This window comes from Streptomyces sp. NPDC002935 (genome assembly GCF_040611295.1).
Taxonomy (GTDB): domain Bacteria; phylum Actinomycetota; class Actinomycetes; order Streptomycetales; family Streptomycetaceae; genus Streptomyces.
Genome location: NZ_JBEXNW010000013.1, coordinates 13,431 through 26,031, shown reverse-complemented (window position 1 = coordinate 26,031; position 12,601 = coordinate 13,431). Strand labels below are relative to the sequence as shown.

General features: G+C 70.4%; 13 protein-coding genes. 7 read left to right on the top strand and 6 right to left on the bottom strand.

Features of this window, described 5'->3' with window-relative positions; all coding sequences use genetic code 11:
• Positions 1 to 685 precede the first annotated feature (685 nt).
• Both ABZX90_RS19290 and ABZX90_RS19285 read right to left on the bottom strand, forming a co-directional pair.
• Positions 686 to 1,774: a BN159_2729 family protein gene (locus ABZX90_RS19290; RefSeq protein ID WP_355206315.1), complete on the bottom strand. Its 1,089-nt coding sequence runs from the start codon at positions 1,772 to 1,774 to the stop codon at positions 686 to 688.
• Positions 1,771 to 2,352: a sigma-70 family RNA polymerase sigma factor gene (locus ABZX90_RS19285; RefSeq protein WP_355206312.1), complete on the bottom strand. Its 582-nt coding sequence runs from the start codon at positions 2,350 to 2,352 to the stop codon at positions 1,771 to 1,773. Before ABZX90_RS19285 ends, ABZX90_RS19290 begins: the two co-directional genes overlap by 4 nt.
• Before the next feature lie 416 nt (positions 2,353 to 2,768).
• Between ABZX90_RS19285 and ABZX90_RS19280 the strand changes: the two genes are divergently transcribed.
• The 4 genes from ABZX90_RS19280 (at position 2,769) to mug (ending at position 6,150) form a co-directional block, all read left to right on the top strand.
• Positions 2,769 to 3,245 (top strand): transcriptional regulator, encoded by a 477-nt coding sequence (locus ABZX90_RS19280; protein WP_351126936.1) that lies wholly within the window; start codon positions 2,769 to 2,771, stop codon positions 3,243 to 3,245.
• Between the two features lie 120 nt (positions 3,246 to 3,365).
• Positions 3,366 to 3,827, top strand: a complete 462-nt coding sequence (locus ABZX90_RS19275; protein ID WP_351126935.1) for a hypothetical protein — start codon at positions 3,366 to 3,368, stop codon at positions 3,825 to 3,827.
• Positions 3,828 to 4,162: 335 nt separating this feature from the next.
• On the top strand, positions 4,163 to 5,605 hold the full coding sequence (gene purB / locus ABZX90_RS19270; RefSeq protein ID WP_351126933.1) for an adenylosuccinate lyase: 1,443 nt from the start codon (positions 4,163 to 4,165) through the stop codon (positions 5,603 to 5,605).
• 44 nt (positions 5,606 to 5,649) lie between these two features.
• Positions 5,650 to 6,150, top strand: coding sequence for a G/U mismatch-specific DNA glycosylase (gene mug, locus ABZX90_RS19265; RefSeq protein ID WP_351126931.1), 501 nt, complete (start codon positions 5,650 to 5,652; stop codon positions 6,148 to 6,150).
• A 1-nt stretch (position 6,151) separates the two neighbouring features.
• Here the strand turns inward: mug and ABZX90_RS19260 are convergent, their stop codons facing one another.
• From ABZX90_RS19260 to ABZX90_RS19250, 3 genes are read right to left on the bottom strand one after another with little or no spacing between them, the layout of a single operon-like run.
• A complete protein-coding gene (locus ABZX90_RS19260) occupies positions 6,152 to 6,604 on the bottom strand; it encodes a hypothetical protein (RefSeq protein ID WP_355206307.1) in 453 nt (150 codons plus the stop codon).
• Positions 6,605 to 6,662: 58 nt separating this feature from the next.
• Complete coding sequence (locus ABZX90_RS19255) at positions 6,663 to 7,388, bottom strand: ABC transporter permease subunit (protein WP_355206304.1); 726 nt, start codon at positions 7,386 to 7,388, stop codon at positions 6,663 to 6,665.
• A gap of 2 nt (positions 7,389 to 7,390) precedes the next feature.
• Complete coding sequence (locus ABZX90_RS19250; RefSeq protein WP_355206301.1) at positions 7,391 to 8,320, bottom strand: ABC transporter ATP-binding protein; 930 nt, start codon at positions 8,318 to 8,320, stop codon at positions 7,391 to 7,393.
• A 108-nt stretch (positions 8,321 to 8,428) separates the two neighbouring features.
• Here ABZX90_RS19250 and ABZX90_RS19245 point away from each other — a divergent pair, with 108 nt between their 5' ends.
• The 3 genes from ABZX90_RS19245 to ABZX90_RS19235 all read left to right on the top strand — a co-directional run bounded on the left by ABZX90_RS19245 (position 8,429) and on the right by ABZX90_RS19235 (position 11,524).
• Positions 8,429 to 9,592 (top strand): histidine kinase, encoded by a 1,164-nt coding sequence (locus ABZX90_RS19245; RefSeq protein WP_351126923.1) that lies wholly within the window; start codon positions 8,429 to 8,431, stop codon positions 9,590 to 9,592.
• Between the two features lie 14 nt (positions 9,593 to 9,606).
• Positions 9,607 to 10,269 carry a response regulator transcription factor gene (locus ABZX90_RS19240; RefSeq protein WP_351126921.1) on the top strand — a complete coding sequence of 221 codons (663 nt, stop codon included), beginning with the start codon at positions 9,607 to 9,609 and terminating at the stop codon, positions 10,267 to 10,269.
• Positions 10,270 to 10,366: 97 nt separating this feature from the next.
• Entirely contained in the window at positions 10,367 to 11,524 is a 1,158-nt protein-coding gene (locus ABZX90_RS19235; RefSeq protein ID WP_351126919.1) for an ROK family transcriptional regulator, read from the top strand.
• A gap of 160 nt (positions 11,525 to 11,684) precedes the next feature.
• On the opposite strand, the gene ABZX90_RS19230 is transcribed toward ABZX90_RS19235, so the two are convergent.
• Positions 11,685 to 12,446, bottom strand: a complete 762-nt coding sequence (locus ABZX90_RS19230; RefSeq protein ID WP_351126917.1) for a GntR family transcriptional regulator — start codon at positions 12,444 to 12,446, stop codon at positions 11,685 to 11,687.
• Positions 12,447 to 12,601: the final 155 nt, after the last annotated feature.

Here is a 12,601-nt window from a genome sequence, read left to right as displayed (position 1 = left end):
CCACGAGGGCTGAGGGGAGCGCCGATCGGGCGGCTTCCGCCGTGCCCCTCTCTCGAGTGACACGGCGGCCCATGCTCCGCATGAAGAAGGACGCTACCGGTTCGCCCCTCGGCCGCCACAGGGCGCACAGGGGGCGCTCGACAGCGCGGAAGTGCCGCTGATGCGCTCACCCGCGCGCCCCGGAACTACGGCCGGGCCCGGCACGTGCGCCGGGCCCAGCCGACGGCCCCTCCAGCTTTGCGGAGCATGGAGAGGAGCCGTCTCGCCACCCTGAACCGGATGGCAAGTAACAGGCCAGCGGGGAAACCCCACTGGAATCAACATCAAAGCACTCATGCCTGGGCCTGAGAAGTACGCCCCTGAGCACCGCGCACGAACTTCCTGGTACGGGTCCGCGGGCGTGGCCGGGACAAAGGCGCGGGCGTACCTTTTCGCACCGACACGCCATCGGTGGACGGATCAGGGCCGATGTGCCCCATCGGCGCCCTTGCGGAGAGCTGTCGCGAGGGTGACAAACCAGCCACGTTGAGCAACCACGCCTACTACCGATCAGGGATGTTCTGGGCCAGGTGCAGTACACGGACCCGGGGCTTCCGTGGACGCATGGCCTTGGTTCACCTCGTGCAGAGGTGCGGGGCGCCACCTGTGAGATACAGCCAGTCGAAGCAGTGGTCCCCGCTGTTGATCACGCGCTTTCCCCGGACCTTCCGTCGCTGGGGAGGGGGGTGGCCGTCAGCGGGCCGTGCGTCATGATGATCGACGTCAACGGATAGGGGGGACCGTCCGTGCCGCGGAGGATCAGCAGGGGCATCCCGCGCTCGTCCTGCCGTCGGCCGAGGGACAGCCAGATGCGGTCGGTGCGGTCGATCTGCCCCTTGCCGAGGTCGTAGATCCGTCCCCAGAGATAGAAGGGATCGGCGGCGGCATCGCTCGCTTCCTGGAGGAGTTCGGGAACACCGTGCGCGGTGAGGTGGACGGCGACTCCGTCCAGGGTCCCCGCGGCCACCTGGGCGTGCCCGGCCGTCCTGGTGCGGACGTTGCGAGGAGCCCCGATCGCGTCGAGCCAGTACTCCCAGTCCGCCAGACACGTCGCCTTGATGGCCACCGTGACCCGCTCGCCGTCCGCCGAGATCTGCATGGCTTCCAGGCGCGCGAGGTGGTCGGACTGCAGGGCCGCGGCGACGGAGACCGCGCGGGCGGAGGCGCTGCCCCATCCGACGGTGCGCGTCCGCGCCGCGGCCGGCCGCACCCGCGGAACCTCGCCGTCGACGCGTTTGGGCACCGGTACCGCCCCGTGCTCCGCCATGGACCGTCCGGCGCCGCGCTCCGCGAGGTGCAGCACGATCGCGCCGCGTGCGGCCGGCACGAGCGGCGAGGACGCGGGGGCACGGTCGTGTTGCGGCTCCGTGTCCCCGCCGACGGGCTTCAGCCCCTTGCGGTTCGGCGAGGACACCGGGGCGCGGTCCTGCTGGGGCTCGGGGTCCTCGCCGCCGGGGATCAGCCCCTTGCGGTTCAGCGCGGTGGCGATCCTCATCGCGACCTCGCTCGGGTAGCCACAGTCCTCGACGATGGTGTGGACGGCGGCGTGGTAGGCCTCCGGGCAGTTCTGCCAGGTCTCGACCTGCGTCCGCAGCCGTTCGAGGACGCCGGCACCGCCCACCTCCACCAGCCGCCCCTGCGCCTCCAGTTCGGCGACGAACTCCCTCGCGAACGTGCCGAGTTGCTCGGCGAGGTCCGCTTCGACGGCCGTACGGATCCCGGGCATCGTGGTCATGCCGCCACCCCCAGATACTCGGTGCGCAGCTTGGCCAGAGCCCTGAACTGCAGGGTCTTCACGGCGCCTTCGGTCCGCTCCATGTGACGTGCCGTCTCCAGCACCGAGAACTCCATCAGGAAGCGACGCGTGAGGACTTCGCGTTGTGGCGGCCGCAGCTGTTCCAGCGCCTGACGCAACAACTCCTCGTCCAGACCGATCAGTACGGTGTCCTCCGTACTGACGGTGAGGTCCTCGTCGAAGCCGAGCATGTCCTCGACGACGAACTCACGGCGCTGCGCGCTCTTGCAATGGTCGATGACCTTGTTCCGGGCGATGGTGATCAGCCACCCGACGAAGCCGACGCCGCGATAGGTAAAAGTGTCGCGTTTCATCCAGGCGTTGAGAAAGGTCTCGCCGGTGATGTCCTCGGCGACCTGCCGATTGCGTACACGGCGCTGTACGTAGGCCAGCACCGCGGGGTGGTGCAGAGCGTAGAGCTCCCCGAACGCGTCCCGGTCGCCCGCGAGCGCGCGGGCGATAAGGGCCGGTTCTCTAGTGTCGAACCGCGATGCTGCGGCGTTAGCCTCGGCGATCAAGGCCTACTCCGTTCATGAGTGGATGAACTGTGGTGGGCAGGTGCTGCGACGGTCCGCTCCGGCATGGCCGGCCTCGGGCGCCGGATGACCGGGTCGTCGTGTCCGAAGGTTTCGAGGCGTCCCCCGCAGATGCCTCGCAGCTCCGGAGCGTGGTCGAGCTGATGCCGAGGCGGTGCAAATGAGGTCCCCTCAAAGGGACTTGCATACGTGCGACTAACTCACAGTCATGCAACATATGCAACTTGCGTACACGTACGCAAGTTGCTTCGCCGGTATGACGACGAGAGTTTTTGTTGGGAACTGGAGTGCGAGCCGTCCCCCTTGGCCTGCCACGACGCCCAAACGCCCATTGACCTGCGAAGATGCACGCATGCAACTCGCGTGCAAGTTGCATACATGCGCGCTACTCTCCGGGCATGCGGAGCATGGAAGAGTCCCCCCACGAGTCCCGCGGTGAGCGACAAGCTCTCGCAAGGAGGGTTGGCGAGTACCTCACGAATGCCGCGACAGCGGCCGGGTACGACGTCCGCCCACGAGCCGGTGGCCGGGCTCAGCTGGCCATCTCGATCGGAGTGAGCCTGACGACAATCAGCAGAACGCTCGAAGGAAAGACCCTCCCCCTCCCCTCGCAGCTGACGACATGGGCGTCAGTACTTGGCCTCGACCAGCGAGAGATGTTGGTCAACAGCGGAATGCTTCCCCCGGAACACGGGCCTCAGCCTGCGATGCGGAGGGTAGCCTCAGTAACACTCACCCCGGAGGAGGCCATGGACGCATGGGGAATCACTGATCTCAGAATCCGCACAATGCTCAGCGGGAACATCGTCCAAGCGATCGAGCTCCAGAAGGACCTCGATGCCGACGAAAACCGGGGGGCCACTGCAAGGGGGTAAAGAGACGTGGCGTACAGACTGGCATTCGCGTCCACCGCCAGCTGCACAGCCGGCTGGACATTCGTGGGCGAGGGGGTCTGGCACCATACATGGGAGTCTGCGGCAGTCGGGGTCGGCCTGTTGACCGTGGGAGTAGCCGGGGTGCTCGCAGCCCTGCTCCGGCACACGATCAACCAGGTCGACACCCGCACACGGCATGATCTCAGCGTCCTGGCGGAGCACCGAAGACGTCTCGAGCTGGACATGCACAAGCGCGAGCTGGAGCTGTCCCAGCGCGAGAAAGCCATGGCCCGCAGGGCCACCATCACAGCCATCCGACTCGGCAGCCATGCCAGAGCCCTCGACGAGGCGCGGAACGCGAACACGGCACTGCGCGCCAAGAACTCCCTGCTCATGCAGGAGATCGAGGAAGTCAACGATGAGCGCAACCAACTGATCACGGCGGAGCTCACCCTCGCCCACGACCGGTTCACCTCAAAGACGTACGGGGGTCTGCGCGCCGTGGTCGGCAGCGAGCAGTCCCATCCCGATCCCCACGCGCAGGCGGGCTACGGAAGCCGCCCCCCGCGGTCGGGATCCTGAGTACCGCCCCGGCGACATCCACCCCCCGACACCAACCCTGCGACACCAACCCTGCGAAATCGATTCACCAGGACGATGTACGGCGTTTCACCAAGACGATGAACAACTCCCTCGCCCTCGAAGGAAGTTGAGCGTCACTCCGCCGGGACCACCGGTGGACGGCAGGAGCGACGACGTGTTCTGTGGTGCCCGCTCCACACGGCACCTCGGTCCCGTCCCCGCACCTCTCACGCACACCCCGGTCCGCCGGGGGGTGCCGCTCCGCCCGACCTGCGCATCCTGGACGCGGCGGACGTAACCGGACCCGCGCTGGACAGCCGGTATGCTCCGTACACGTGACTGCCGCGCCTGCAAAGCCCCGTATCCCCAACGTCCTCGCCGGACGCTACGCCTCCGCCGAGCTCGCCACGCTCTGGTCCCCCGAGCAGAAGGTGAAACTGGAGCGTCAGCTCTGGCTCGCCGTACTGCGGGCCCAGAAGGACCTCGGGATCGAGGTGCCGGACGCCGCCATCGCCGATTACGAGCGCGTCCTCGATCAGGTCGACCTCGCCTCCATCGCCGAGCGCGAGAAGGTCACCCGGCACGACGTGAAGGCGCGGATCGAGGAGTTCAACGACCTCGCCGGGCACGAGCACGTGCACAAGGGCATGACGTCCCGCGACCTCACCGAGAACGTCGAGCAGCTGCAGATCCGGCTCTCACTGGAACTCATGCGCGACCGTACGGTGGCGGTCCTCGCCCGTCTCGCCAAGCTCGCCGGCGAATACGCCGAGCTGGTCATGGCCGGCCGCTCCCACAACGTGGCCGCACAGGCCACCACCCTGGGCAAGCGCTTCGCGACCTCCGCCGACGAGCTGCTCGTCGCCTACGGCCGTCTCGAGGAGCTGCTCGGCCGCTACCCGCTGCGCGGCATCAAGGGCCCGGTCGGCACGGCACAGGACATGCTCGACCTGCTCGGCGGGGACGCGGCCAAGCTCGCGGACCTGGAGCAGCGGATCGCCGGGCACCTCGGCTTCTCGCAGGCCTTCACCTCCGTCGGCCAGGTCTACCCGCGCTCCCTGGACTACGACGTCGTGACCGCGCTGGTGCAGCTGGCGGCCGCGCCGTCCTCGACGGCCAAGACGATCCGGCTGATGGCCGGGCACGAGCTGGTCACCGAGGGCTTCAAGCCCGGCCAGGTCGGCTCCTCCGCGATGCCGCACAAGATGAACACCCGCTCCTGCGAGCGCGTCAACGGCCTGATGGTCATCCTGCGCGGCTACGCCTCGATGACGGGCGAGCTGGCCGGCGACCAGTGGAACGAGGGCGACGTGTCGTGCTCGGTCGTGCGGCGCGTCGCGCTGCCGGACGCCTTCTTCGCGCTGGACGGTCTGCTGGAGACCTTCCTGACCGTCCTCGACGAGTTCGGCGCCTTCCCGGCCGTCGTCGCCCGCGAGCTGGACCGCTACCTGCCGTTCCTCGCGACGACCAAGGTCCTGATGGGCGCGGTGCGCGCGGGTGTCGGCCGTGAGGTCGCCCACGAGGCGATCAAGGAGAACGCGGTCGCCTCCGCCCTCGCGATGCGCGAGCAGGGCGCCGAGCGCAACGAGCTGCTCGACAAGCTCGCCGCCGACGAGCGCATCCCGCTGGACCGCGCGCAGCTCGACGAGCTGATGGCCGACAAGCTGTCCTTCACGGGCGCCGCGGCCGACCAGGTGGCCATCGTCGTCGGGCGGGTCGAGGAGATCGTGAAGCAGCACCCGGAGGCCGCCGGCTACACGCCCGGGGCGATCCTCTGACCCGGCTCACCCAAGCGGACCTGGAGGCCGCCCGCGACCGGCTCGTGCCGGATGTCGTCGCGGACGGCCTCTCGGTGCTTTTCTGCGGCATCAACCCGGGCCTGATGACGGCGGCCACCGGCCATCACTTCGCCCGGCCCGGCAACCGGTTCTGGCCGGTGCTGCATCTCTCCGGGTTCACTCCGTGGCTCATGAAGCCGTCCGAGCAGGACGAGTTGCTCTCGTACGGACTCGGCATCACGAACGTGGTGGCACGGGCGACAGCCCGCGCCGACGAGTTGAGTGCCGAAGAGTACCGCGAGGGCGGGCGGCTGCTCGGCGAGAAGGTGGAGCGGCTGCGCCCGAGGTGGCTTGCCGTGGTGGGGGTGACTGCCTACCGGGCTGCCTTCGACGACCGCAAGGCGCGCATCGGCCCTCAGGAGCGGGCGATCGGGTCGAGCCGGGTGTGGGTGCTGCCCAACCCCAGCGGCCTCAACGCGCATTGGACCGCGGCGACGATGGCCGAGGAGTACGGCCGCCTGCGGACGGCCGCGCAGGCTCCGTGAGTCACGGCGGGTCGATCTCCGTGACGACCGCCAGCAGTCTGAACTCCTGGCCCTCGCCCAGTCGGGAGACACCGAGAGCGACCCAGCGGCCGCCGCCCGGCTGCCACACCTGCGCGTTCCTCATGTGCGAACCGAGAGAGGCCCAGGGCTCCGGTATTCGCTCGTCGCCCTGCTGGGCGCGCAGGAACACGCCGTCGAGACTCATCCAGGCCGGTTCCCCCCACCGGTCGGTGAGCCGCTGCGCGAGGGCCTCCCGGTGTGCCTCGAACTGCTCGGCCTCCTCCCGCTCGCTGTGCCGCCCTCCTGAGGAACCCGAGCTCCGCTCTAACTCGACGACATGGAAACCAGGTCCCCCGGGACCTCCGTACGACCCGCCGAACGACGCGCCGTGCTCCGGAGGAAAGTCCTCGGAGCACAGCCGGTCGATCGTGGCGAGATGCTGCGCGATGGTCATGACGTCCAGTAAAGCGGCCACCACTGACAATTGGTGAGGGGTCAGGAGACCGGTGAGGTCACGCGTCCCGGCGCCGGACGCACCACGCGCCCGCGCCCAGTGCCGCGGCGGTCCACAGCGCGGTCACCGCGAGCCCGCTCCAGGGGCCCAGGGGGCCGTCCCACGTCTCGTGCAGAACCGTCTGTCCCGCCTTGTCCGGCAGGAAGTCCGCCACGCTCCCCGATGCTCCCCCGACGACGAAGGACACGATCAGCAGGAAGGGGATCAGGATGCTCAGCGTGGCGACCCCGCTGCGCAGGACGGCTGCCAGACCCGCCGCGAACAGGGCCATCAGGGTCAGGTAGACCGCGCAGCCGACCACTCCTCGGAGTTCTTCCTCCCAGGTCAGCCCGTTCGCTCGGGAACCGAGCACGGACGTCCCCACGACGAGACTGGCCACCCCCGTGACCAGACCGATGACCAGGGCCGGTCCACCGATCGCCACCGTCTTCGCCAGGAACCAGCGGCCCCGGTCGGGAACCGCCGCCAGCGAGACACGCAGGGCGCCGCCCTGATACTCGGCCGATATCGCCTGCGCTCCGAAGGTGATGGCCGCGATCTGGCCGAAACTGACACCGAAGAAGGTCGAGAAGAGCGGGTCGAAGTCCCCGTCACCGGAGTCGTCGAGTCCGGCGAGTGCCGAGAACGCCACCGTGGCCGCGAGGACGGCGAACAGGCCCCAGACGAGCGAGCGCAGTGTCCGGATCTTGATCCACTCCGCGCGGAGTGCGGGTGCGAAGGGCATGGTCAGGCCTCCTGGGGCTGCGTCGGTGTGGAGGTGAACTCGGTCTCGGTGGCTGTCAGATCCAGGTAGGCCTGCTCCAACGTGTCTTCCTCCGCCGCGAGTTCGAGGATCGGAAGACCGGCGGCCGCCGCGAGGTGCCCGATGTCCTCCACCTGTGCGTCGAGGGCGGTCCACCGGCCTTCCTCACCCTCGACGGCCTCGATGCCGTGCTGCGCGAGGAGGCTCCCCAGGGCGCGGCCGTCCGTGCTGCGCACCCGGACGCGGGGCTGCACGCGTGCGTGGATGAACTCCCGCATGGGCATGTCGGCGAGGAGCCGTCCTCGGCCGAGGACGACGAGTTGGTCGGCGAAGGACGCGGTCTCGTTCATGAGGTGGCTGGAGACGAGGACGGTGCGCCCTTCCCGGGCCAGCCGGCGCAGCAGTTCCCGGATCCAGATGATCCCTTCCGGGTCGAGCCCGTTCGACGGTTCGTCGAGGAGCACCACGGGCGGGTCACCGAGGAGCGCGGCCGCGATGCCCAGACGCTGACGCATGCCCAGGGAGTACGTCTTCACCCGGCGCCGGGCCACCGAGGCGAGCCCCGCCTCCTCCAGCACCTCGTCCACCCGGCGTTCGGGGATGCGGTTGGTGGCCGCGAGCGCCCGCAGATGATCCCGGGCGGTCCGTGACCCGTGCACGGCCCCGGCGTCGAGGAGGGCGCCCACCTGACGGAGCGGCTCGCCGAGGCCGGCGTAGGAGCGGCCCCCGACGGTGGCGGTGCCGGACGTGGGCCGGTCCAGGCCCAGCACGAGCCGCATGGTGGTGGACTTCCCGGCGCCGTTGGGGCCGAGGAATCCGGTGACACGGCCCGGAAGAACGCTGAAGGTCAGGTGGTCCACGGCGCGCTTGCTGCCGTACTCCTTGGTCAGGTCTTGGACGTCGATGCTGGTCATGGGCCCAGCCTGGCTGTCGCCGACCGGTCCTCGCCTCCCCTGCCGGTGGAGATCCTCTCCCCCGCCCGGGGGAGGTCCGTTGTCAGTGGCGGCTGGCACGATGACGCAATGGCCCGCTTTCTGCGCCCACTGTTGTGGGGGACGACGTACACGCGTTTGCTGCACCTGTGGGTGCCGATGCTGTTCACCAGCGTGTGGCTGTTCATCGACATGTCGATGCCCTGGGTGCCCGCGGCGCTGGTGATTCCGCTGGGGCTGATCCCGGCCGTGCGGCGGGGCGAGGGTGTGCAGGCGCGGTTCATGCTGGCGCCGGATGAGCGCGGTGGTGAGGACCGGGCGTTCTCGGTTGCTCCGTCGGTCGCCTGGCGGGACCGGTGGCGGACCGTGCTGTGGCTGGAGGCCCGCATCCTGTTGGGATGGGTGGCCTGCGGTCTCACTGTCTGGATGCCCGTGTTCGCCATCGATCTCGGCAGGGCGGCCACCGGCTATCGGCCGACCGACGATCCCGTGGTGATGCTCCTGGACCCGCACTGGAGCTGCGCGCTGCTCATCCCGCTGCCCCTGCTCGCCCTCTACGGCGCGGTGGTCGGCCTCGGCGAGCTGGTCACGGCGCTGGCGCGGCGGCTCCTCGGTCCCTCCCCCACCGAGCGGCTCGCCGCCCTGGAGGAGCGCACCGATCAGCTCCTGGAGCGCAACCGCATCGCCCGTGAGCTCCACGACTCCATAGGCCACGCGCTCACGGTCGCGGTGGTGCAGGCCGGCGCCGCGCGGGCGGCCGGCGATCCGGCGTTCACCGGCCGCGCCCTGGTCGCGATCGAGGAGACCGGACGGGCCGCCCTGGAGGACCTGGAGCGGGTGCTGGGTGTGCTGCGCGAGGCGGAGCGTCCCTTGAGCAGCCGCCCGACGCTGACCGACGCCGACCGGCTGCTGGAGTCGGCGCGCGCGTCGGGAGCCAAGGTGGACGCCGAGGTGGCGGGCCCGGTGGAGTCCGTGCCCGGTCCGGTGTCGAGGGAGGGCTACCGCATCCTCCAGGAGTCGCTCACCAACGTGCTGCGGCACGCCGGGAGCGTCCCGGTACGGGTCCGGATCGACGTCGGGGACGGCACGCTCGCCCTGGAGGTCCGCAATCCGCTGCCCGACGGCGTGACGGGGCCCGGACGGGGCAGCGGTCTGCGCGGTATACGGGAGCGGGCCGCGCTGCTCGGCGGCCGCGCCCGGACGGGCCCGGACGAGGGTGACTGGCAGGTGCATGCAGAGCTGCCCTTGGGTTGATCTACGCTGGCCCGATGCCGGTCACCGTTCTCCTGGTCGACGACGAACCTCTCGTACGCGCGGGGTTGCGCGCCGTTCTGGAGGCGCCGCCCGACATCGAGGTCGTCGGTGAGGCGGCCGACGGTGCCGCGGTGATCCCGCTGGTCCGGCAGTTGCGGCCCGACGTCGTCGCCATGGATGTGCGGATGCCGTTGATGGACGGCATCGAGGCGACCCGCGCGGTGCTGCGGACCGTCACCGATCCGCCGAAGATCCTCGTGGTGACGACGTTCGAGAACGACGAATACGTCTATGAGGCGCTGCGCGCCGGTGCCGACGGCTTCCTTCTGAAGCGGGCCCGGCCGGCCGAGATCGTGCACGCGGTACGGCTGGTCGCCGAGGGCGAGTCGCTGCTGTTCCCCGCCTCCGTGCGGCAGTTGGCGGCCGAGTACGGGGAGAGCGGCGGGAATCCGGCGGCGCGGGCGGCCATGGACCGGGCCGCGCTGACCGAGCGCGAGGCGGACGTGCTGCGGCTGATGGCCCGGGGGATGTCCAACGCCGAGATCGCCGCGCGGCTGGTCGTCGGAACCGAGACGGTCAAGTCGCATGTCAGCGCCGTACTGGCGAAGCTGGGGGCCCGGGACCGTACACAGGCGGTCATCGCGGCCTACGAGTCGGGGTTCGTGGCGCCGGGCTGACAGGACCCGTGGGTGGGAAAGGGTCCCCGGCCCTCGCCGGGGTCCCCCGCGACGAGTACGATCCGGCCAACACGCGTACAAGCTGGGAGGACGGACGTTGGGGCGGTTGACCGGCGGGGATCCCTCTCTGCTGCGACGGATCAATTCCGCGGTGGTGCTGCACGCCTTGCGTGCCACGGACTGCGCGACCCTCACCGAGATCACCCGGGTGACCGGATTGTCACGGCCGACGGTCGAGGGTGTCGTCGAGGGGCTGATCGAGAACGGGCTCGTCGTCGAGAAGGCGGCCGAGGAGGGCGCCACGCGGCGCCAGGGGCGTCCGGCGCGCAGGTTCCGGTTCCGGGCCGAGGCGGGGCATCTGCTGGGCCTGGAGATCGGCCCGCACCGTGTCGCGGCGCTCCTCGCGGACCTCGACGGGCGCGTGATGGGCGCGATGGCCAAGGACGTGGACGAGACGGCGTCCGCCGACGAGCGCCTGGAACGGCTGCGGGTGGCGGTCGCCGAACTGCTCCGCAGAGCCGGTGTCGCCCGTAGCTCCCTACGGGCGGTGGGCGTGGGCAGCCCCGGCATCGTGGAGGCGGACGGCACCGTCCGTCTGGGCACGGCGCTGCCGGAGTGGACGGGCCTGGCACTGGGCGAGCGGCTGAGCCGTTCCTTCAAGTGCCCGGTGCTCGTGGAGAACGACGCCAACGCGGCGGCGGTCGCCGAGCACTGGAAGGGTGCGGCGACCGAGACCGACGACGTCGTGTTCGTGCTGGCGGGGCTGAGTCCGGGCGCCGGCTCGCTGATCGGCGGGCGGCTGCACCGGGGGTACGGCGGGGCGGCCGGTGAGATCGGCGCGCTGCACCTGCTGGGCCGCGACGTCACTCCCGAGACACTGCTGTCGACCACGGACGAGCCGTTGCACCCGCTCGACGAGCAGGCGGTCGCCAAGGTGTTCGCGCTGGCCAAGGGCGGCGACCAGCGGGCGCGCGCTGCGGTCGACCGCTTCATCCAGCGGCTGGTCCACGACGTGGCGGCCCTGGTTCTCGCCCTCGACCCGGAACTGGTCGTCATCGGCGGCTGGGCGGCCGGTCTGGACGGTGTACTGGAGCCGCTGCGGCGGGAGTTGGCGCGCTACTGCCTGCGCCCGCCCAAGGTGGCCCTCTCCCTGCTGGGTGAGGCGGCCGTGGCGACCGGTGCGCTGCGCCTGGCCCTCGACCATGTGGAGGAGCAGTTGTTCGCGGTGGAGGGAACCGTGACGGCACGCCGCTGAAGCGGCGACGGCGACGGCGACGGCGACGGCGACGGCGACGGCGACGGCGACGGCGACGGCGACGGCGGAAACGCAGCGCGCCCCGGAGTGTTCCGGGGCGCTACGCGTGTGCTCCGAGACCGCGGCGCGCAGAGTGCGGCGGTCCGGGTGGGACGGCGGTTCAGGACGCGCGGCGCTCCGGGTCGTGGTGGATCTCCACGCCGCCGGAGTCGCCGAACGTGAGCCGGCAGGTGTCCGCGCGGTAGGTGGCCACGGAGACAGCGGCGGTCCGCCCCTCGGTGAAGAAGCGGGTCGTGACGACGAGAACGGGCGCTCCGGGAAGGCGGTCGAGCTCCTTGGCGTCGTCCGCGCGGGCGGAGCCGAGCTCGACGGCGCGGTCCTGGCCCTCCAGCTCCAGGCGCTGAAGCTCCCGCAGTACGGCACGCGCGCGTGCGGCACCCGAGGGCGCGTCGATCGCCGACAGGTCGGGCACCGAGGACGCCGGGACGTAGAGGAGCTCCGCGGCGACGGGCTGACCGTGCGTCACCCGCGAACGGCGCACGGTGTGGACCTGTTCGCCGGCGGCGGTCTCCAGGATGCCGGCCACGGACGCGGGCGGCGCCGTCACGGTGCAGTCCGCGGCGTGCCAGGCGTCGCCGACCGCCCCCGGCCACACCTGCTGCTCGGTTCCGACGGCCACACCCACGCGCGGCGGGGCGACGGTGGTGCCCACCCCGCGACGGCGCTGCAGGCGGCCTTCCAGTTCGAGTTGTTCGAGCGCCTGGCGCAGGGTGGCCCGGGCGACGCCGAAGCGGGCCGCCAGGTCACGTTCGTTGGGCAGGATCTCGCCCACGGTGAACTCGGAGTCCAGTGCCTCGGTGAGCACGGTCTTGAGATGCCAGTACTTAGGTTCCGGCACCGTTTCCAACTGCGTGGTCCCCACCCTGTCCTCCGCAATCGCCGTGGCCCGGCGGCGTTTTAGCGCCCTTGTTTATTAAAGGTTCCTGCACTATCCCTGCGACCATAGGGCCGCCCCCACCCTTGGTCAAGACCAATCCTCGATCCCTTACGGATTGCACAGGCGCCCCGCGGCCGAGC